Below are 20900 nucleotides of genomic sequence, written 5' to 3'. Positions count from 1 at the left end.
AAGCGTTCGAGTTCAGTGGTAGACAAACTTATAAGACGTAGATTCACCAAATTAGAATTATAGATATTTTCAACGTATGGAAGGAAAGGTGAACGTCAGTACATTCATATCTATGAGCAAAATAGAGAAGGTAGGCTTATTCAAATGGTCACAATCGTCGTTATATTTGTTTCGCTTTTTGTATTAATCATTCATTGCGTGGAAACGTTGGCATATGCAGTTCGACTATCTGGTGCACGGGTAAGACTATTAGCTTCTGCTCTTTCCTTGTTTAACATTATGGTCATTGTGTCGCGAACGGCAAATATGCTGCAGCAGCCTGCTACAGGAAGTCTTATTGATACGGCCCCGGTCGAAAATGCCTTGCAAGTAGTGGAAACGCAATACAGAATCATTATTGGTGCCTCCACGATAGGGACGCTCTTAGGGATTCTTTTACTTCCTACGTTTATTGCAATTTTTTCACGAGCAATCATTCATTTAACGCACGAAAAGGGATCGATTCCTTCTTTAATTAAAAAAGGATTTACCCTTGAATACATACGGCGTGGGAATAAACATATTCATTTACCAAAGCTCTCCTACTTAAAGGATGTTAGATGGAAGGAAATACCGATAAAATTATTCCTATTGAACATGGTCATTACGGCAATTTATACGATTGGCGTGTTAGCTGCGTTGTATGCTTCTTTATTAGCACCAGAAAGAGCTTCGACGGCCATTATGGCATCTGGGTTAATAAATGGCATAGCTACGATTTTATTGATTGTTTTTATTGACCCTAAGGTTTCTGTCATTGCTGATGAAGTTATTAATCAAAAGGGAAGTTACCTTCAGTTGAAATCATTATCATTAATGATGATTGTTTCGCGCTTATTTGGAACCATCCTTGCACAAGTGCTTTTCATTCCAGGAGCTAAATATATTGCTTGGCTTACAAAATTCACATTTGAGCTATTTAATATTGGATAAAGATCTATAGCTGAGAAGAGGGGTAAAAGGTATGTTCTTTGAAAAGGATCGTTTAGTAGTTCGAAGTCTAGAAAAGAAAGATAATCAGTTATTAGTAAAATGGCTTTCTAATCCACTCGTTCTAAAATATTATGAAGGAAGAGACAATCCTTTTAACTTAGAGAGGGTAAATAGGAAGTTCTTCAATCAGAAAGGCATAATTTCAAGATGTATTGTGGAATATGGAGTAGAGGAAATCGGTTATTGTCAATTTTATCCGATAGATAATCATACAAGAAAAGTATATGGTTACGAGAATAACCCAGATATTATATATGGTATGGATCAATTTATAGGGGAATCAACTTATTGGAATAAAGGAATTGGAACATTGCTTGTTCAAGCATTGGTTAATTATTTAGTAAATCAAAATGAAGCGAACAAAATAGTGTTGGATCCTCAAGCTTGGAACGAACGTGCGATTCACTGCTATAAAAAATGTGGCTTTCAAAAGGTAAAGCTGCTTCCAAGACACGAATGGCATGAAGGAGAATATCGTGATTGTTGGTTGATGGAGTATAATAACAAGGCGGAGGGAGAATCTTCCAATTGCTAGTCTTTTCCAAATTTTAAATTGACTTACTCGTATTTCTTTGTTACAATGATTAATAATTTAATAATGAATTCTATGACGAGAAAGAGTAGTTATGAAATACTTATCTACAGAGAGTTGATGAATTGCTGAGAGTCAACGATAAGATCATAATGAAAATCCTCTCCGAGAAGCAAGATTGAACCATGTGTAAATCTTGACGGCATTCTACCGATACCCAGAACGCGTATGATAGTACGTAGTGTAATGATAAATTTATAAACCGCTACAATGGTTTTTTATTTTTGTCGAATTGATTGATGGTAATCTCGATCCTGCGTATGTAGGTTCGAGTTTTTTTATTTTAAAAAAGAGGTGAATAGGTTGAGAAAAGCGGCTAACTTGGAAGTGAATGTTCGTAAGCAATGGGAAAAGGACAAAACATTTCAACGATCTATACATAATCGAGAAGGAAAAGAACCATTTGTGTTTTATGAAGGCCCACCTACAGCAAACGGTTTACCGCATGCAGGTCATGCGTTAGGGAGAACAATAAAAGATTTTGTTGCAAGATATAAAACGATGTCTGGTTTTCAAGTTCTTCGGAAAGCAGGGTGGGATACACATGGGTTACCAGTTGAATTAGAAGTTGAAAAACAATTAAATATACGTGGAAAAGATGAGATCGAAGCATATGGGGTTGAAACGTTCATTCAGAAATGTAAGGAAAGTGTGTTTTCCTATGAACAAGAGTGGAAGGAGTTTACGCATGCACTGGGGTATTGGGTGGATATGGATAATCCATATATTACCTTAAATAATGCGTATATTGAATCCGTTTGGAATATTTTGTCTGCTGTTCATGATAAAGGCTATCTATATAAAGGACATCGTGTTGTGCCGTACTGTCCACAGTGTGAAACATCGCTAAGCTCACATGAAGTCGCCCAAGGATATAAGGATATTACCGATTTATCTGTGACAGCAAAATTTCGGGTATCAGGCACTGAAAATGAATTTCTATTAGGATGGACAACGACCCCATGGACTTTGCCTGGAAATGTGGCGCTTGCCGTCCACAAAGCAATGGATTATGTTCGGGTAAAACAAGGTGAAGAAATATATATTTTAGCGGAAGCTTTAGTTTCTAAAACAGTGAAAGGAGATTTTGAAATTCTGGAAACGAAAAAGGGGAGTGAGTTAGAAGGACTTTCCTATGAAGCACCTTTTCATTTCGCTTCTATTAAAAATGGACACCACGTCATTTGTGCAGATTTTGTTACTAGTGCAAGCGGTACTGGAATCGTTCATATCGCTCCTGCGCATGGAGAGGATGATTATAAAGCGGTTCAGGAGAATGAGTTGGATTATATTAATGTAGTGGATGGAAAAGGACGCTATCAAGAGATGGTTACTCCGCTTGCAGGTAAATTTGTAAAAGCATGTGATGTAGAAATAATAAAAATGCTTTCCAATTTAAATCGATTATATGACAAGCAAAAATATGAACATAGCTATCCACATTGCTGGCGTTGTGATAGTCCCTTGCTTTACTATGCTATGGAAGGATGGTTTATAAAGACTACAGCGGTAAAAGAAACAATGAAATCGAATAATCAAAATGTGCAATGGTACCCAGGTCATATGCGAGATGGAAGGTTTGGAAAGTTCCTTGATCAGATGGTCGATTGGAATATTGGAAGGAATAGGTACTGGGGGACTCCTTTAAACGTTTGGGTATGTAAGGATTGTGGCAATGAAAAGTCTCCTCGTTCGCTTCAGCAAATGCGTGAATTGGCAATGGAGGAGCTGCCAAAGGACTTTGAACTTCATAAGCCTTATGTAGATCAAGTACACTTTGCATGTACGTGTGGTGGAAAGATGGCACGAACAAATGAGGTCATTGACGTTTGGTTTGATAGTGGTTCAATGCCTTTTGCACAGTATCACTATCCGTTTGAAAATAAGGATGTATTTGATAAACAATTCCCAGCTGACGTGGTGATCGAAGGGGTTGATCAAACAAGAGGATGGTTTTATAGTTTGTTGGCAGTTTCCACTTTGTTTACTGGTGAAGCTCCATATAAGCGGGTATTGTCACTAGGCCATATATTAGATGAAAATGGGCAAAAGATGTCTAAAAGTAAAGGGAATGCACTGAATCCAATGGAATTAATGCAGGAGTTTGGTGCAGATGCATTAAGATGGGCATTATTGGCAGATAGCTCTCCATGGAATAATAAGCGTTTTTCTAAAAAAACTGTGAGTCAAGCAAAGTCAAAAGTGATTGACACGTTTTTAAATGTGTATTCTTTTTATTCGATGTATGCAGAAATCGATCAGTTTAATCCGCATACCGATTTCGGAGGAAAACGTACAACATTGGATAAATGGATATTGTCAAGGTTAAATACAGTTACAAAAGAAGTTGTAGAAAGCCTAGATTCTTATGATATTACAAGAGGAGCAAGGGCCATTGCTCTTTTATTAGAAGAGTTAAGTAATTGGTATATTCGTCGTTCACGACAACGATTTTGGAGTAGTGGTATGTCAGAAAATAAACGAGCTGCATTTAGTACACTCTATGAAATTCTAACAAAGCTATCGCAACTATTTGCACCATATACGCCCTTTGTTTCAGAGCATGTTTATTCGAATTTAACAGAGGAAAGTGTTCATCTTTCAGATTATCCAAAAGCTGAAGAATCTTTAATCGATCAACAGCTCGAAAAGGATATGGAGGCGGTGCTTCAGATTATTGAATTAACAAGAGCTGCTCGTAACAATGCTGGTATAAAGACAAAGCAGCCGCTAAGTCAATTGATAGTAGTTCCAAAAGAAAATAGAGAAGTTGCTCAGTTATCATCGTATTTAGCAATTATCAAAGAGGAGTTAAATGTAAAAGAGGTTGTATTTCAAATAGATGTTCAAGAGTTGATCGAAGTGGACCTTACTTTAAACTTTGCAGTAGCAGGACCTAAGCTAGGAAAATCGATTGGGAAAATAAAGCAAAGATTAGCAAGTCTATCAGATGTCGACAAAGCATTGTTTCTGAAGAACGAAAGTATAAAAATAATGAATAATGCTGGGGAGCCTCTTCTCATTACTCGAGAAGATGTGCATGTCCATAAAAAGGGAAGAGAAGAATTTGTGTTAGTCGAAGGGAATCACTATGAAATTTTATTAGATACGAAATTAACGGATGATTTAAAAGAAGAAGGTTTTGTAAGAGAATTTATTCGGGTAGTGCAAACGTATCGGAAAGAACTAGAACTACCAGTTGAATTAAGAATTGATCTTTATATCAATACAGATACACCTGTTATTCAAGTGCTGCAAAAATACATGGAGATGATCCATAAAAACCTTCTGTTAAACACAATTTATTATGATGGATTGGAAGAAATGGAGAGCTTTTATGTAGATGGAAAAGAAATGAAGATCGGAGTAGTTGATGCTACCCCAAAATAAGCGGTGCAAAGGAAAGGCTAAATCAGTTGGATAGATTTAGCTTGTTTCTTTTGTTTTGAAAAGATGTTAGAAAATTATGTTAAAATAAACGGGATAGATGATGAAGAACGGTTTAACAATAACTAGAAAGGAATACGATAGATGACTATCATGTATCAGATAATAAATGGCATGCCACAACAGGTCGTTCTAGCAGGGATTGTTGAACTTCACCAGACCATTTTTGGAGATGCAGGAACATTAATTTCTAAGCTGGAATCGAAGCCTAGCTTGACGGTTGTTGTTGCGAAAGATAAAGAGATAATAATCGGATATAAAATCGGCTATGAAATGGATAGAGATACATATTACAGCTGGCTAGGTGGAGTAAATCCGAACTATCGAAAAAAGGGGATTGCCTCCAAGCTGATGGATGTGCAGCATCAATATTTGAGGGGAAAAGGCTATCAAGTAATTCAAACAAAAACAATGAATCGATGGCGCAACATGTTGTTATTAAATATTAAACATGGATTTGATATTATCGATACATGCACTGATGAAAAGGGATTACATAAGATTATTTTAGAAAAGCACCTAGCCATTTCTAAAAAGGTAGAGGAATGAGTGATGTGATGGACTTCGGAGAACCAATTGCAAGAGGAAATACAGCATGTATTTATCTTCATGAAGGGATTATCTATAAATTATTTAACGCCCGTTTTTCTGCTTCAGAAGCAATGTATGAAGCAGCGAAACAAAAACAAGTCTTAAACTATGGTATCTGTGCTCCACGAATATTGGATGTAACAACGGTTGATGGAAAACCGGCAATTTTGATGGAATATGTTAATGGAAAAACATTAGGTCATTTGTTTGTTGAAAATAAAGCGAAGGCAGAGCACTATGTAAAGCTCTCTATCGATGTACAGCAACAGATGCACCAAGTTTATGCTCCAGCTATGGAAGCAATGTCAGTAAAATTAAAACGACAAATAAATAACACATCCCAATTAGAAGAACATGAGAAGCAACAAATTATCGCTAAAATGGATGCGCTTCATTATGAAAGTAAGCTTTGTCATGGAGACTTTCACTTATTTAACCTGATTAAATCTGGAAGTAGCGTGACCATTATTGATTGGGTTGATTCCAGTGCAGGTGATGTTCGTGCAGATGTTTGTCGTACATATTTGTTATACCTATCATATTCCACGGATCTTGCAGAGAGCTATTTATTTTTTTATTGTAAAAAGAGTGGATATGCTCGAGAGGAAATTCTTCAATGGATGCCTATTATTGCTGCTGCAAGACTCTCGGAAAATGTGCCTAGCGAAAGCGCTGAACGCTTACTCACGATAATTCGGGACGCACTATAATTATAGCCTCAGCTGCCGAACGAGATTGTGATAAGGTAGATGTAGTTTTTAAGAAATGATAGAGGAATTAAAGGCATCTAACTATGGAAGTAATCTTATATTCGTGTTTTGGAAAATGACTTGGAGGTGCTGGGGCATGGTGTATAGCTGGGATGCATGTCCAACGGATGTAAAAAGCTGGGTGGAAAATGTTCGGATGGAAATAAAACATATTGTCCAGGAAAATTTTGTTGGCTTTTATCTTCACGGCTCATTGGCGATGGGGGGCTTTCATCCAGAGCAAAGTGATATTGACGTATTAGTCGTTACAAAAGAAGCGATGGATTTTGAGACGAAAAAAAAGCTAATTCTTTTGTTTCTGTCGTACTCTAACAAACCCTATCCTTTAGAAATTAGTTTTTTGATAAAATCAGAGTTGCAAACATGGCATCATCCGTGTTCGTATGACCTTCATTATAGTGAATTTTGGAGAGAAAGTTATACACATGATGTGAATTTAGACACATCCGATTATTTATCAAAACTTACGCTCACCGATCGTGATTTAGCCGCCCATATCGTGATTACGAAAGAGCGTGGTATATGCTTAGAAGGCGAGGCAATTCAAACTGTTTTTCCGCACATTCCTCGTAAGGATTATCTCGATTCGATCATGGCTGACTTTCAAGATTGTCTAGTGAAAATAATAGAAGATCCTCGTTATTCCATCTTAAACATGCTTCGTGTCTACATATATTTGAAGAAAGGCGTAGTTGCTTCTAAGCAAGAAGCTGGTAAATGGGGGATGGACGTGTTGCCACAACCGCTGGCAAATACGGTGAAAAAGGTTATGCTTAGGAAGCACGGAACGAAATTGAATAATGAAGAACTTATCCAGATTAAAACTTATCTCCATTCACAGGTTCAAGCTTATATTCATGAGTGCGATTACATAAACAACACGATAGTAAAAGGAGCTACAAGCGATGACTGAAAAAGAAAAGATGATACAAGGAAAGCCGTATCAAGCGTTTGGTGATGAATTATTTCAGGAACGGCAATATGCGAAGGAGCTTTTGTATCAATGCAATACGTTGCCCCCAACTGAAGTGACGCAACGACATGACTTATTGAAAAAGCTTCTTGGGAAGGTGGGGGAAAACTTATATGTAGAGCCACCTTTTCGGTGTGATTATGGCTACAATATAGCTGTCGGTAACAACTTTTATGCCAATTACAATTGCACGATATTAGATTGTGCACCTGTAACAATCGGGAATAATGTGATGCTTGCCCCGAATGTGAGCGTATTTACTGCTGGACACCCCGTACATTATGAGCCTAGAAATGCTGGCTGGGAGCATGCACTTCCAATTACGATTGGAAATAACGTATGGATCGGTGGAGGAGCTATTATTAACCCAGGGGTTTCGATTGGAGACAATACGGTTATTGGATCTGGAAGTGTTGTAACAAAGGATATCCCTGCAAATGTTGTGGCAGTTGGGAACCCTTGCCGTGTTATTCGAAAAATTACAGATGAAGAACGGACGGCCTATTTCCATGATTTAGAACGGTAGTATCTATCTAATTTTATAAAAAAATAATAGCTTTAATTCAGCAATCGTTTTAATGTGGAAGTGATGGATTCCGGTAATGGTGTTTTTAATAATTCATCAATAGAAGTGCTCGATACTCCTTTTTCTTGCAAGTAGTGAAGGAGTATTTTTGCTTTTTCCTCACGCTGCATTAATGTGTATGCAACATACCAAGCTTCAGGACTTCCGATTTTTATTCCTTGCCAAGTAAAAGTGTGGATTGTTGGAATAGGACAAACCTTCCCCTCTGCAGTAAAGATGGAGAATCTACCAATTATTTCAATGGGCATTGGTGAGGACGGAATTTGAAGCAGGAAAGGACTAACAAAAGGATAGGTTCCTACTTTGGCTTTATGAAATGGAATTTCCTTTAAGGCTGTTGTTATTTCTTTTTCAGAAGCATCTGTTGTTATATCCCAGTCATTCACAGTTTTCGTTAATCCGAGACTATAGAGAAGTCCGCTTCCTCCTAAAGCATAAGATATATGCTGTTCCTCTAGTAAACGTGTAACCTCTTTTAATTGTTTGAAATCCATTGTTTTCCCCTTTTTTCTACTATCTGTACGCTTTCAGTATACACATGTATAAAAGAAAATAAAGGTATTTTTGTAGAATGCTAGATAGTTATCATTAACACCCTAAGAGGAAAGTCTTCAGTCATGGAGTGGAACAAATATCGCGTTTTAAATATCTTTATTCACTTTTGTTTAACAATTTATGGTAATAAAGACTTATTTTATATAAAAATAGAGGATTTTTAACTTACCATGTATAATTATTTAAATAAACAGAATAGTATATAATTTGATAGGGAGGAAAAAATTGTAATGAAAAAGCTGAAGAAATTGGTTTTTAATTTAACCTCTGTGACTATCATAACGGCTTTTATTTTTCTTGTTTCGGCAACTTCTGCTCTCGCCCATTACTATGCATATGGGTATAGTCTCTACTCGATGACTTATAATCTTAAAACAGGTGGAGACTGGTATTTCAGTGAAGCCGCGAAAAATTGGGGGAATGCAGTAGGAACAAATATTTCTCAAAATGGCTATAGTGGTAATACAGCTAGGTTAGCTTCTTATAGTTATAATTGGTATGGACAATATGCTCCGAAAGTAAGCGGTGGAAAAACCTATGCTTTTGATATTCGGGTGAATACTAGAACATTAGCTCGAGATTATGGCTCAGATAGTGGTTATGCTAGCTGGCAATCTATCGTAAGTACTGCTACTCACGAATTTGGTCATGCACAATTTCTAAATGATCTTGAATCTGGTTGGGGTAATGCATCAATTATGAGCTATGAACGAAACAGAGACACGATATATAAACCACAATCACATGATATTACGGATATTCAAAATATGAGATAAAAGACATGTAGTTTATTTATGATAATTTTAATTAGAACAAGTAACTATCACTGAGTTGAAAATAGTATACAGCAGACAAAGAGCTTTTAAAGGAATTACCTAACAAATGCTCTCGGAAAGCTTCTGCTAGTAACAAAAAAGGTAATAATTAAGAGGCGAAAAGTGAAGCCTAACCAAAATACGAGGAGGTATCAAAATGAAAAAAACCATTATTTTCGTAGCTCTAATAGCTTTTTTTACTGTTGGAACAGTGGTTGCTGTGATGAGTATAAAGAGTATGGAGGAAAGCTCAACGAATACACCTCAATATAATTCTGAAGCACATGCTGATTGGCCTGTCTATGATTTTAATAAAATCATGAATGAAAGAGCGGACTTAGTTGCCTTTGTAAAGGTTGAATCGGTGACGGATAAGAAAGATAAGGAACAAGAACTGAATGCGCAATTAGCAACCTTAAAATTAACGAAAACCTTATATAATAGTGAAAGTTCAGTATCTACTTCAGATACGATAGTTTTAGATCAAGCCCTTGAGTATGTATACGTTGGGGAATCGTATTTAATGTTTCTTGAAAAAAATGGAGATTATTATTATGAAGTTGATGGAAATTCAAAGGTGAAAGAGGAAAATGGAAAGTATAAAGTAAAAATTAGAGGGATTCAAGGTTCTTATACGGAAGAGACATTTGGAGAAAAATTCACAACAGCACTAAAACAAGTAAAAAAAGATTAAATAATAAACGACGCAAAGCTCAATAAGTGACAAAAAGCATGAAATCAGAATTAAATTTGATTTCATGCTTTTTACGATTGTTTAAAATTGATTTAAAGGAACTAAACTGACGTCTATAAAACCTTCCCACAAAAATCATGATTTATGATAATTCATCCACACAAAACAATAACGTTGACTGTACGGTTTGGATATAGTAGATTTAAATTATCATATTTTAATGGAGTGATTTAATTGGGAAGTTTTATAGAATTGGAGAATTAGCAGCAACTGCAAATGTATCAAAACGAACGATAGATTATTATACGAACTTAGGATTACTTCATCCTGAAAGAACGAAAACAAACTATCGGATTTACGATGAAAATGCCCTACGGGTGTTGAAGCTAATCCACTATTATAAGAGGCTTCACATGCCGCTAGATGAAATAAAAAAGATCATAGGCGCTAAAATATCAACCAATGCGATTGATGGCGATAGAGTAAAACAACAAGCTAGACAACTAGCAGATATGATGGAGTTTTTAGAGCTTGAAGTGCAAGACATTGCATCCAAGCTAGATAAATTGGATCATAGTCAACGTGAAATCGTGTTAAAGCATATACTTCCGCATACAGCCGCACTATCCCAATCGATACTTGTATTGTTAGGGTAAACGTTGTCCATGATCAAGTATTTCAGTGGCAAAGAAAAAAATTGAACATCAACAGGAGGTGTATCCTTTTTTGCGCATGCAGAAAAGGAACTTATTTGGAAATATTTAATTTGGTCATGGTAGCAATATTAATTGCATTAACTGGTTTTTTTGTGGCAACTGAGTTTGCGATTGTAAAGGTTCGAAGTACAAGAATAAATCAATTAGCTGCGGAAGGAAATAAGCGAGCAATTACAGCAAGTAAGCTCGTAAACAATCTCGACGAATATCTTTCTGCCTGTCAGCTAGGGATTACAGTCACCGCATTAGGTTTAGGTTGGTTAGGTGAGCCAACAGTGAAGCGAATTCTTGAACCGCTCTTTATACAATTACATGTATCAGATACGGTGGCATCGATTCTTTCATTTATAATTGCGTTTGCATTCATCACGTTTCTTCATGTTGTTATAGGGGAGCTTGCGCCTAAAACAATAGCAATTCAAAAAGCAGAAGCGGTTACACTATTGTTTGCAAAGCCGATGATTCTATTTTATAAATTGATGTATCCGTTTATTAAGGTGCTGAACGGTTCTGCACGTATGATTACAAGTTTATTCGGAATGAATCCTGCATCTGAGCATGAGGTAGCACATACAGAGGAAGAGCTTCGCATGATTCTTTCAGACAGCTATAAAAGTGGAGAAATAAACCAATCTGAATATAATTATGTAACGAATATTTTCCGATTTGATAACCGAATCGCAAAGGAAATCATGGTTCCAAGAACGGAAATCATAGCTTTTGACAAGCGTGATTCTTTACAAACCTTTATTAAAACGGTCTCAAATGAAACGTATACGAGATATCCAGTTATGGATAACGATAAGGATCACATTATTGGTATCGTCAATTTAAAGGAAGTATTGCTGCACCATGCTAATGGAAAATCAGTAGAAGAACCACTAGAAACCTATACACGACCAATTTTACAAGTGGTTGGTGTCATGCCAATTCATGATTTATTAGTGAAAATGCAAAAAGAACGTATCCATATGGCTGTGTTGATTGATGAATATGGCGGCACAGAGGGAATTGTTACAGTCGAAGATATTTTAGAAGAGATTGTCGGTGAAATCCGGGACGAGTTTGATGTAGATGAGGTTCCGGAAATTAATCAAATTGATGAGAACAAAACCATTGTAGATGGTAAGGTCTTGATTGAAGAAATTAATCATTTGTTTGGTCTTGCGATTGATGACACCGATGTCGATACGATTGGTGGCTGGATATTACTTCAAAAAACGGAAGTAAAGCCTGGTGATACGATTCATTTCGAGGATTATCAGTTTAAAGTGCTTGAAGCAGATGGATATCATATTCGATCGCTCGAAATACTAAAAGCGACCGATTAAATATAAGAATGCTGGGACAAAGCGTATACAAAGAAGCCAAACAAAGCGACTCTTTGTAATGTCCAAGTGATTGGAAAAGGTGAGCTTCCTTGAAAAAAGGAACTCACCTTTTCTGTCTGTGCAGCTATCCTCTGTGAAAGCAAAAGTTTTACCAGCCGCGATCTTGCATTCTTTCTTCCGTTGCAAGCTTTGCAATGTCCAGTCCTTTCATTGCGCTTCCTAGCTCTTTCGATAGCTTGCCAATCAGGTCATAGTTTTGATAGTCCTTTGTGGCCTGTACGATAGCTGTTGCAAATTTTTCAGGTGTTTCTGATTTAAAAATACCCGAGCCAACAAATACGCCATCTGCTCCTAATTCCATCATAAGCGCGGCATCTGCAGGTGTCGCTACTCCGCCTGCTGCAAAATTAGCTACTGGTAATCTTCCAGCTGCTTTAATTTGCTTTAACACGTCATATGGCGCACCGAGCAGCTTTGCTTCGGTCATAAGCTCGTCATCCTGCATTTGGCAAATGCGACGGACCTGTGCATTTACTTTACGCATATGACGAACTGCTTCGACAATGTTCCCTGTTCCTGGCTCTCCTTTTGTGCGCAGCATAGAAGCGCCTTCACCTAAGCGACGAGCTGCTTCTCCTAAATCACGGCAACCACAAACAAAAGGAACATCATAGTTGTTTTTTAATAAATGGAATTCTTCGTCTGCGGGGGTTAGCACTTCACTTTCATCAATATAATCAACCCCCATTGCTTCTAATACTTTCGCTTCGGTAATATGTCCAATTCGTACCTTTGCCATAACTGGAATAGATACGGCGTTCATTACTTCTTCTACAATGCGTGGGTCTGCCATGCGGGCAACACCACCTGCTGCGCGAATATCGGATGGTACTCTTTCTAAAGCCATTACTGCAACAGCGCCAGCTGCTTCTGCTATTTTTGCTTGTTCTGCATTGATCACGTCCATGATGACGCCACCTTGTTTAAAGCTAAGCTGTTTTTTTGATTGATTTGAATTTGACATCTGATCGTCTCCTATCAACATATTGTATTATTTCATATTTCCTTTATTATAGAAAGTAAGTGATATGGTTAAAAGCGTCAGTTTTGAATAAAATGACCATGCCAGATAAATGGAGGATGTTTAGATGGAAATTTTAGCGTGTCAATTAGACCGTTCAAATAGTACCCCTTTATACGAGCAATTGTATTTGTATATTAAACAGGAAATTACAGAAGGAAGACTAGGCTACGGGGAAAAGCTTCCATCGAAGCGTAATTTTGCGGCATTTTTGAAGGTGAGTCAGAATACAATAGAGACAGCCTATGAACAATTGATTGCAGAAGGGTTTGTGGAAGGACGAGCGCGAAAAGGCTACTTCGTTTTAGCCTATGAGGATTTGGAATATATTCAAACACCAACTACTAAACGAGACAAGCAACGATCCCAGAAACAATCTATCCGTTATAACTTTCATCCAAGCTGGATTGATACAGCAAGCTTTCCATTCACGAAATGGAGAAAACATGCGAAGACGCTTTTATCTCAAGAACATCATGGCTTGCTCTTGATGGGCAGCTGGCAGGGAGAGTTAGAACTGCGTGAAGAGATTGCCCACTATTTATATCATGCTCGCGGTGTCAAATGTGACCCAGAGCAAATTATTGTAGGGGCAGGAAGCGAGCTTCTCCTGCAACAGCTTGTTCTCTTATTTGGTGAGCGTGCCGTATATGGTGTGGAGGATCCTGGATATCATGTGATTTCTCGAATTCTTGCGCATTATCCGAACCATGTATATCCGCTTCGGGTTGATGGAGAAGGATTAGATGTTGGCGCATTAGAGGGAAGCAATGTACAGCTCGTGTATACAACTCCTTCCCATCACTTTCCATATGGAGCGGTGCTATCTGCTAATCGGCGAGTACAGCTGTTAAATTGGGCGAGCTCGAAGGAAAATCATTATATTGTAGAGGATGATTATGATAGTGAATTCCGCTATAGTGGAAAGTCGATTCCAGCCCTAAAAAGCATGGATAAAGCAGAAAAGGTTATTTATTTAGGGTCCTTTTCGAAATCTTTGATTCCATCCTTACGTATTAGCTATATGGTGCTTCCGAAAGGCTTATTACCTATCTATCGGGATCTTTTTTCATACTTTCATTGTTCGGTATCTCGAATAGATCAGCATATTTTAGCCAGATTTATGCAGGCGGGAGATTTTGAGCGTCACTTAAATAGGATGCGAAAAATTTATCGTCGCAAATTAGATAAGACATTAAAACTATTAAAGCCTTACGCAAGTCAAATTAACGTCATTGGCGAGCATTCTGGTTTGCATATGATGCTTTCTGTGCACAATGGGATGGATGAAAAAGAATTGGTGGAGCGGGCAAAAAAGGCGAACATAAAAATTCATTCGCTGTCCGCTTATTCATTATCAGAAATGGAAAATTCTGCTCCAAAGATCGTGCTAGGATTTGCAGGAATACTCGAGGAAGAGCTTGAAATTGCTATTCCCTTATTATTAAAGAGCTGGCAGATAGAATAAGGGGAGACTATGCTCCCTTACTCTATTACAGATTTTCTTCAAAGGGGTGTGTCCTTTTTCACATCGTTTTTAAAACAAGTTTTTTTAATAAGGGTGTGAAATAAGCCGGGAGCTCAGTGATGTTCGGAATCATTAGTCGTTCCCTACCGTAAATATTCTGCATCATCTGATCATCGTTTTCTTGAATCTCACCGTCAGCTAGAAATATCCCGATGACGTCGATTCCTTTTTTACGCGCTTCATAAACCGCCTTATTTGTATCGACAATCCCATTTTCGTGGTAATTTGCTGCCGCAGGCTCGCCATCGGAGAATACGATGATAAACTTATTTTTTTCGGTTCTTGTTTCCATTTCCTTCGTTGCGACTCGAATGCTAAAGCCATCCCGATTATCTTCTTCAGGCTCTAGCTGCATAATTTTCGGACCGTTTTCACGATACAGCGAATCTGTGAAGGTATGGATTTGATGAAAATAATTCGGTTGAATGGAATCTGTACCTTCACTAGCATCTTCCCAAAAACCAGTAATTGCATGCTTTATTTTTAAGTGCTTTAGCACTTCATGAAATAGGGTAATGCCTTTTTTAGTTTCCGACATTTTTGTATGCATGGACGCAGAACAATCAACTAGGAGTGAAAAGACTGCATCCAATTCTTTTGCAGGCTGTTCTTTTTTATAAAAAATGCGCGGATGCTTGTCTGTAACGATTGGTAAAAGATTTTTGGCAAGTCGTCCATAATGTAAATCACTTCGAGGCATTGTTTGCTTATGCTCCAAGGTTGCTTCTAATGTTTTGGCGAGCTTTTTTTTATAAATACTGATTGCTTCGACATAAGCTTTATATGCTTGCTTATCCTGCAAGGATGGTTGTATGGAAGGCTTGGTACGAATAACAGCGTGTTTATTTTCACTACCATAGACTGACTCATGTATCGAACCTTCATCGGTGTTTTTTTTCTTCTCAAGTGTTTCGATCTTGGAATAGTCTTGTTGCTTGGCTTTTCCTGAGGCACCTTGAATCGCTGCAAATGCTTGATCTCCATCCTCGGTTTCACGCGCGCCACCGCCCATTAAGCTTGTTTTTGTTCCTTGTTCTAGTTCAAATTGCAGAAAGTTTTGCTGGCCTGCACTGTTTTTATTCTCCCGATGCCATGTAGAAAACGCTTCATCAAAATAATCGCTTTTATCTTCATCTACCTGTTCGAAATCATCATTGTTTAAGGCGTCAGTTCGTGTTAATTCATCGAATAATGTATTTCGCGTATAGTGTTCGATATTAGCAATTGGAAAAGGAAAATAGACATTTTTTGAATCGGTATAATGGGCATTTAGCTTTTGTACAATCGCTTCGGTAATATTGGTTATCTCGCTTGTTGTTTCTGCATCAAACACCGAAAAAACAAGCGATTTAATCGCGTTCAAATATTGAAGCTGCTTCGTATTTGCCTGTGGAAAATCTGGATCTGGGCGATCTGCTTGCAGGAGCAGATAGATTAAGCAAAATAATTCGTCTGTTTCATAGCTTCTCGTAACATTGGCGGTGAGTTGATGTGAAAAATGATGAAGAAGCTGTTTTTTTCGAATCTGAAATACCTTCTTTGTCCCAGGACGAATGCGTTTTATGATTTCTTCTAAGCGAATATCTTCAAAAAGGGTTACGAGCTGTAAAGCAAAATTTTCAAGCGGGGTAGCTGCTGCATGTGCTCGGAAATCGTTGAATGCTGGAACAGATGTAAATGAAAGTGTTCCTATAGTTCGTAAATAAATATCCGTTTTATAGCCATATGGTCGATCGTCTTCAGCAGTATGATCCCAAAAACGACTTGCGCTCACCTGTTGATGAACAAGATCAATAATTGCGCCATTCTGAAAAGAAAAGCTTAGTTTAGCATGTCGAGAAAGGACGGTAGTTAAATCCTGTAATTGTAGAAAAAGCCCCGTATCTACTTTTTGATTGTGAAATCGATACATAGAAAGGCTCCTTTCTAGAAAAGTGTTTCTGCTAGATTTTGTACAAATTGCTTTTCACGGTCATCCTCTAGCTTGTCGACAATCGCGCGTTTAATTGCACGTTCCGGTGGAATAAGGCTACTTAAATCACAAGCATCCAGTAATGCACGAATCGACGCTGCATCCTCTGCTAGCTTACCTTGCTTAACACCACGAACAAGGTCCTCAGACAGCTGCACAAAAAGCTTGATTGTTTGCATGTCCGTTAATGTTGAATTAGATTTTATGAGTGCTAGTAGCTGGTCTCCTGCAATATAAGGGATTTCAAGCACGATAAATCGATTTTTTAACGCTTCATTTAAAGGTACGGTTCCAATATACCCCTCATTAATTGCTGCAATGACTCGAAAACCTTCCTTCGCCGTTATTACTTCATTTGTAAATGGATTCGTTAGCGTTCGGCGGTAATCTAATACGCCATTTATGAGTGGCAGTGTTTCAGGCTTCGCCATATTTATTTCATCGATATATAAAAAGCTGCCATCGTTCATCGCATTAATAACAGGACCTGGAACGAATTGTATTTGCTGCTTGTTATTTTCATATGTTAACGTTTTAAAGCCGAGCAGACTTTCAGCATCTAAATCAATGGAGCTATTCACGCTAAACATCGGCTGCTGAAACAGAAAGGATAAGGTTTCTGCAAACTTTGTTTTTCCGGTGCCAGTAGGTCCTTTTAAGAGGATGTTCTTTCCTAAGCTAAGTGCTGTAATCGCGTCAGTAATCAAGGCTGAGTTAGGCGCAACATAGCCTCCTTGCTTAATTAAGTAGTTGTAGTTTGTGGGGTCTGTTCTTTTATTTTGCTGTAATATTGCATGAATTTGTTCAGGTAAGTTATTCATATAATATCCCCTTTCCCTCACATTGTAAGCTTTTTGATGAAGGATAAAAAGCGTTTGGCTTATGGAATCGGATTAATATAAAATAATTTAACGGAAATGGATGGTTGGGATTTGATTATAAGATAAACGAGCAGTTGAAATAGGGGATCCTCCTTGAAAAAGAAGATCGCTCTTTGTCCGTGCGATGTGTTGCTGCCGAAGCATTCCTTGTTCCACGGAAATAGCAACAGAGGAACGCAGACGAAAACCGCTACGCCCTGTGGCAACATCTGCACTAGTACGTCCTGTATGTCGAAAAACCTACTCGGAAAAGCCTTCCTTCTTTTCCGAGTGGAGACTGTGACCGGGAAAAGCGAACCCGCTTATAAACTGCGATGCCAATAAATGGATTTTGAGATAAATGTTCTTGTTCGTTTCTTCTCCTCTAACTAATCCATCGCTTTTCACTTGTTTAAAATAGGATCCATTACCATTTCTGTGGAAACATTAATAGGATAGAGCTGTTTTGCATTCCAAAGGACGAGTCCCTGTGAAAGCGATAAATAAATAGACGCTAGCTCCATGGCATCTCCTGAACGAAACGTTCCATCCTGTTGTCCAGCTGTTATAATCCTAGCAATTCCCTGTAATGACTCCGAGTAATGCTTGGAAATCGTTTGTTTCATTTCAGAAGAAAGGTAATCGGCATGTAGTGCTTCAATAATGAGTAGATGTCGATCTAATGCGGTGTCTGCAGCACCAGAAAAGGTAAGCTCTGTTAGCCAATTTAGCTTATCTAGTGCAGTACCTTCCATGTTTTCCGCTTGATCGACTGCTTCGATAAACAAATCAAGTACATTGCGAATTAAAGACATATAAATATCTTCTTTCGATTTAAAGTAATGGTACAGTAATCCATGACTTAAATTAATAGAAGACGTTATATCGCTAATTTTTGTCCCAGCATAGCCTTTTCGGGCAAAAATTTTCAATGCTGCATTACTAATTTCTTCATAGCGTTGATCACGAATCATTTTAAATTGTTCTTCACTTTTTGCCATGATATAGTTCCCCACCCCTTGTATATATATATTGCTATTATACATGTTCTAAAAAAAGACTTCATGCAAAAGTGAATAAGTCTCATCTTACATATATTACCACAAATAAAAGGAATATGTTTTGATTGACTTGTTAGTCAATATTGAATATGATTACATTGGTATGAATAAAATTCGAATGAGAAGGGGTGGGGGAGTTGAGTAGACTTCAAGGGAAAGTAGCCATTATTACAGGTGGTGCAGGAGGAATTGGAAAAGGAATTGCAACTGCTTTTGTAAAAGAAGGAGCAAAGGTTGCAATTGTTGATTTAAATGAGCAAGCAGGAAATGCAACGTTAGAAGTTTTAAAAGAGCATCAGTCTGACTCTATTTTTATCCAAGCCAATTTAGCAGAGCATGATAAATTAGCTGACATTGTAAAACAAGTTGTAGATGCATTTGGACAAGTTGATATATTAGTAAACAACGCACACGCATCTAAAATGGCATCGATTGAAGATACGACCCAGCAGGAATTGGATTTATCCTTTAATACAGGATTTTATCCGACATTTTATTTGATGCAAGCTGCATTACCATATTTAAAAGAAACAAAAGGTAAGATTATTAATTTTGCTTCAGGAGCTGGATTAAAAGGAGATAAAAATCAGGGCTCATATGCAGCTGCTAAAGAAGCAATTCGTGGGATTACACGTGTTGCAGCGAATGAGTTTGGACCGTTTGGAATTAATGTTAATATTATTTCTCCAATTGCTAAGTCGGAAGGTATGCTGCAATGGGCAGAAGCCAATCCAGAATACTATCAAGGAATGCTATCCAATATTCCACTAAGAAGACTAGGTGAACTAGAAAGTGATATTGGTCGTGTTGCCGTATTTTTAGCGAGTGAGGATTCAGATTATATTACAGGTCAAACATTTATGGTTGACGGTGGATCAATCAAATTGCGTTAAGGGGTTAAAGAAATAGATTCACAAGCTAGTATATTGCTAGTTTGTGAATACTATTTTGTAAAAATAGAATACTGAAAAGGGGAATTACGGTGAGTAATAATAAAAAGAAAAGTATTCACTTTGCTTGGTGGGTATTATTAGGATTATCCATTATGATTGGACTGGCAAGAGGTGGAATAAATAATGCCGGTGGGTTATTTTTAACTCCGGTTTCAGAGGATTTAGGAATAGGGATTGGTAGTTTAACACTATATCTTAGTATTTCTTCTATTGTAACGATGATATTTTTACCTATAGCTGGGAAAATGATGGCGAACTTTAATATAAAAGGATTATTAATTTTTGCAATCATTTTGCAAGCAGGTTCATTTGCAATGTTCGGATTAATGAATTCTGTGTGGGGCTGGTATATCTTTTCAGTTCCAATGGCAATCGGAGCAATCTTTGTAACAACAATGGCAGGTCCAGTGCTAATTAATCGTTGGTTTAAAAAGCATAACGGTTTAGCAATGGGTGTTATGATGGCAGCGGTAGGACTATTTGGAGCGGTTATTCAACCATTAGTTGGAAGATTAATTGCAGAACAAGGCTGGAGAAACGCATACATTATTCTTGGGGTAGCTGCAATTGTAATTATTATCCCAGTTGTGTTGTTAATGATTCGGAAAACACCAGCGGAAAAAGGTCTGTTACCATATGGCATGGAAGAAATGACAGGAACAGATGACCAATCCCAGGATTCTGCAGAACGCGGTGTGACAATGGCGGATGCGAAAAAATCGATGGCATTTTATGCAATTTTATTATTCTTTTTCTTTATGACTGCGATCGGCAGCTTTGCACAGCACATTGCCCCATATGCAATGGGAATTGGATATGATGTAGAATTTGCGGGTAATGTAATGGGTGCATTTATGGTTGGAATGTTAGTTGGTGCATTGGCATTCGGTTTTCTAACTGACAAAATCGGTGCGAGAAACACAGCAATTTTTTCTATGTTGACTGGTATTGTATCCGTTAATTTATTGTTATTTGTACCTGGAAATGCAACTGTATTTACTGTAGCGATTGGGATCTTTGGATTTGTTACAGCTTCGATCGGTACATTAGGACCACTTTTAACAACAGCAATTTTTGGAAACAAAGAATATAGTGTTATTTATGCTTCTGTTGGAATTGGATTAGCAGTAGCGGGAATTGTTGCTTTACCTGGCTATGGTTTCGTATATGATATAACAGGAAGCTATACGTCTGTATTATATACGATTGTTGTTATGCTAATTATTAATATTGTACTTGTTATCCTTGCGTTTAAAGGGAAGAAGACATTAGTAGACAACGGAATGTGGAAGTAATTTTTTCATAATGCTTTAAAGAGAAAGAGCTTTAGGTTGCACTGCCCT

The 20900-nt window shown here is 37.6% G+C and carries 19 protein-coding genes; 14 read left to right on the top strand and 5 right to left on the bottom strand.

Annotated elements, in window-relative coordinates; genetic code table 11:
• Positions 1-144 precede the first annotated feature (144 nt).
• The 7 genes from SPK86_RS11865 (at position 145) to SPK86_RS11835 (ending at position 7931) form a co-directional block, all read left to right on the top strand.
• On the top strand, positions 145-972 hold the full coding sequence (locus tag SPK86_RS11865) for a lipid II flippase Amj family protein (RefSeq protein WP_443089779.1): 828 nt from the start codon (positions 145-147) through the stop codon (positions 970-972).
• A 31-nt stretch (positions 973-1003) separates the two neighbouring features.
• Positions 1004-1567 carry a GNAT family N-acetyltransferase gene (locus tag SPK86_RS11860; protein ID WP_330949440.1) on the top strand — a complete coding sequence of 188 codons (564 nt, stop codon included), beginning with the start codon at positions 1004-1006 and terminating at the stop codon, positions 1565-1567.
• A 351-nt stretch (positions 1568-1918) separates the two neighbouring features.
• A complete protein-coding gene (gene ileS / locus SPK86_RS11855; RefSeq protein ID WP_443089778.1) occupies positions 1919-5014 on the top strand; it encodes an isoleucine--tRNA ligase in 3096 nt (1031 codons plus the stop codon).
• A 141-nt stretch (positions 5015-5155) separates the two neighbouring features.
• Positions 5156-5620, top strand: a complete 465-nt coding sequence (locus tag SPK86_RS11850; RefSeq protein WP_330949438.1) for a GNAT family N-acetyltransferase — start codon at positions 5156-5158, stop codon at positions 5618-5620.
• Positions 5617-6372 (top strand): phosphotransferase family protein, encoded by a 756-nt coding sequence (locus SPK86_RS11845; RefSeq protein ID WP_284141170.1) that lies wholly within the window; start codon positions 5617-5619, stop codon positions 6370-6372. Before SPK86_RS11850 ends, SPK86_RS11845 begins: the two co-directional genes overlap by 4 nt.
• 136 nt (positions 6373-6508) lie before the next feature.
• Entirely contained in the window at positions 6509-7345 is an 837-nt protein-coding gene (locus SPK86_RS11840) for an aminoglycoside adenylyltransferase domain-containing protein (RefSeq protein ID WP_284141171.1), read from the top strand.
• A complete protein-coding gene (locus SPK86_RS11835) occupies positions 7338-7931 on the top strand; it encodes a sugar O-acetyltransferase (RefSeq protein ID WP_330949437.1) in 594 nt (197 codons plus the stop codon). The genes SPK86_RS11840 and SPK86_RS11835 overlap by 8 nt, the downstream gene beginning before the upstream one ends.
• A 32-nt stretch (positions 7932-7963) precedes the next feature.
• Here the strand turns inward: SPK86_RS11835 and SPK86_RS11830 are convergent, their stop codons facing one another.
• The gene (locus SPK86_RS11830) at positions 7964-8485 is read right to left on the bottom strand and encodes a hypothetical protein (RefSeq protein ID WP_330949436.1); all 522 of its coding nucleotides are present in this window, start codon (positions 8483-8485) and stop codon (positions 7964-7966) included.
• Between the two features lie 291 nt (positions 8486-8776).
• Between SPK86_RS11830 and SPK86_RS11825 the strand changes: the two genes are divergently transcribed.
• From SPK86_RS11825 to SPK86_RS11810, 4 genes are all read left to right on the top strand, one after another.
• Positions 8777-9322 (top strand): hypothetical protein, encoded by a 546-nt coding sequence (locus tag SPK86_RS11825; RefSeq protein ID WP_330949435.1) that lies wholly within the window; start codon positions 8777-8779, stop codon positions 9320-9322.
• A 196-nt stretch (positions 9323-9518) separates the two neighbouring features.
• Positions 9519-10055, top strand: coding sequence for a hypothetical protein (locus tag SPK86_RS11820; RefSeq protein ID WP_330949434.1), 537 nt, complete (start codon positions 9519-9521; stop codon positions 10053-10055).
• 233 nt (positions 10056-10288) lie between these two features.
• On the top strand, positions 10289-10711 hold the full coding sequence (locus SPK86_RS11815; protein WP_330949481.1) for a MerR family transcriptional regulator: 423 nt from the start codon (positions 10289-10291) through the stop codon (positions 10709-10711).
• Positions 10712-10806: 95 nt separating this feature from the next.
• Positions 10807-12102 (top strand): hemolysin family protein, encoded by a 1296-nt coding sequence (locus SPK86_RS11810; protein ID WP_330949433.1) that lies wholly within the window; start codon positions 10807-10809, stop codon positions 12100-12102.
• A 148-nt stretch (positions 12103-12250) separates the two neighbouring features.
• On the opposite strand, the gene pdxS is transcribed toward SPK86_RS11810, so the two are convergent.
• A complete protein-coding gene (gene pdxS / locus SPK86_RS11805) occupies positions 12251-13126 on the bottom strand; it encodes a pyridoxal 5'-phosphate synthase lyase subunit PdxS (protein WP_330949432.1) in 876 nt (291 codons plus the stop codon).
• Between the two features lie 124 nt (positions 13127-13250).
• Here pdxS and pdxR point away from each other — a divergent pair, with 124 nt between their 5' ends.
• Positions 13251-14651 (top strand): MocR-like pyridoxine biosynthesis transcription factor PdxR, encoded by a 1401-nt coding sequence (gene pdxR, locus SPK86_RS11800; RefSeq protein WP_330949431.1) that lies wholly within the window; start codon positions 13251-13253, stop codon positions 14649-14651.
• Positions 14652-14709: 58 nt separating this feature from the next.
• Here pdxR and SPK86_RS11795 read toward each other — a convergent pair whose 3' ends face one another.
• The 3 genes from SPK86_RS11795 to SPK86_RS11785 form a co-directional block, all read right to left on the bottom strand.
• Positions 14710-16623, bottom strand: coding sequence for a vWA domain-containing protein (locus tag SPK86_RS11795; RefSeq protein WP_330949430.1), 1914 nt, complete (start codon positions 16621-16623; stop codon positions 14710-14712).
• A 14-nt stretch (positions 16624-16637) separates the two neighbouring features.
• Complete coding sequence (locus tag SPK86_RS11790; protein ID WP_284141180.1) at positions 16638-17504, bottom strand: ATP-binding protein; 867 nt, start codon at positions 17502-17504, stop codon at positions 16638-16640.
• Positions 17505-17947: 443 nt separating this feature from the next.
• Positions 17948-18544 (bottom strand): TetR/AcrR family transcriptional regulator, encoded by a 597-nt coding sequence (locus SPK86_RS11785; protein ID WP_284141181.1) that lies wholly within the window; start codon positions 18542-18544, stop codon positions 17948-17950.
• Positions 18545-18741: 197 nt separating this feature from the next.
• Between SPK86_RS11785 and SPK86_RS11780 the strand changes: the two genes are divergently transcribed.
• Positions 18742-19497 (top strand): SDR family NAD(P)-dependent oxidoreductase, encoded by a 756-nt coding sequence (locus tag SPK86_RS11780; protein ID WP_284141182.1) that lies wholly within the window; start codon positions 18742-18744, stop codon positions 19495-19497.
• Between the two features lie 89 nt (positions 19498-19586).
• On the top strand, positions 19587-20852 hold the full coding sequence (locus SPK86_RS11775) for an MFS transporter (protein WP_284141183.1): 1266 nt from the start codon (positions 19587-19589) through the stop codon (positions 20850-20852).
• The last annotated feature ends 48 nt before the right edge of the window (positions 20853-20900 follow it).

Origin of the sequence: Virgibacillus sp. MG-45, assembly GCF_036409425.1 — a bacterium.
In the GTDB taxonomy this organism is placed as follows: Bacteria; Bacillota; Bacilli; order Bacillales; family Amphibacillaceae; genus LDC-1.
The sequence above is the reverse complement of the archived record's forward strand: the minus strand, read 5'-3'. Positions and strand labels throughout refer to the sequence as shown.

Excerpts from the sequence above, each read along its gene's own strand:
- SPK86_RS11865 (WP_443089779.1), top strand. The coding sequence starts at position 145 with ATGGTCACAATCGTCGTTATATTTGTTTCGCTTTTTGTATTAATCATT.
- SPK86_RS11860 (WP_330949440.1), top strand. The coding sequence starts at position 1,004 with ATGTTCTTTGAAAAGGATCGTTTAGTAGTTCGAAGTCTAGAAAAGAAA.
- SPK86_RS11850 (WP_330949438.1), top strand. The coding sequence starts at position 5,156 with ATGACTATCATGTATCAGATAATAAATGGCATGCCACAACAGGTCGTT.
- SPK86_RS11845 (WP_284141170.1), top strand. The coding sequence starts at position 5,617 with ATGAGTGATGTGATGGACTTCGGAGAACCAATTGCAAGAGGAAATACA.
- SPK86_RS11840 (WP_284141171.1), top strand. The coding sequence starts at position 6,509 with ATGGTGTATAGCTGGGATGCATGTCCAACGGATGTAAAAAGCTGGGTG.
- SPK86_RS11835 (WP_330949437.1), top strand. The coding sequence starts at position 7,338 with ATGACTGAAAAAGAAAAGATGATACAAGGAAAGCCGTATCAAGCGTTT.
- SPK86_RS11830 (WP_330949436.1), bottom strand. The coding sequence starts at position 8,485 with ATGGATTTCAAACAATTAAAAGAGGTTACACGTTTACTAGAGGAACAG.
- SPK86_RS11825 (WP_330949435.1), top strand. The coding sequence starts at position 8,777 with ATGAAAAAGCTGAAGAAATTGGTTTTTAATTTAACCTCTGTGACTATC.
- SPK86_RS11820 (WP_330949434.1), top strand. The coding sequence starts at position 9,519 with ATGAAAAAAACCATTATTTTCGTAGCTCTAATAGCTTTTTTTACTGTT.
- pdxS (WP_330949432.1), bottom strand. The coding sequence starts at position 13,126 with ATGTCAAATTCAAATCAATCAAAAAAACAGCTTAGCTTTAAACAAGGT.
- pdxR (WP_330949431.1), top strand. The coding sequence starts at position 13,251 with ATGGAAATTTTAGCGTGTCAATTAGACCGTTCAAATAGTACCCCTTTA.
- SPK86_RS11795 (WP_330949430.1), bottom strand. The coding sequence starts at position 16,623 with ATGTATCGATTTCACAATCAAAAAGTAGATACGGGGCTTTTTCTACAA.
- SPK86_RS11790 (WP_284141180.1), bottom strand. The coding sequence starts at position 17,504 with ATGAATAACTTACCTGAACAAATTCATGCAATATTACAGCAAAATAAA.
- SPK86_RS11785 (WP_284141181.1), bottom strand. The coding sequence starts at position 18,544 with ATGGCAAAAAGTGAAGAACAATTTAAAATGATTCGTGATCAACGCTAT.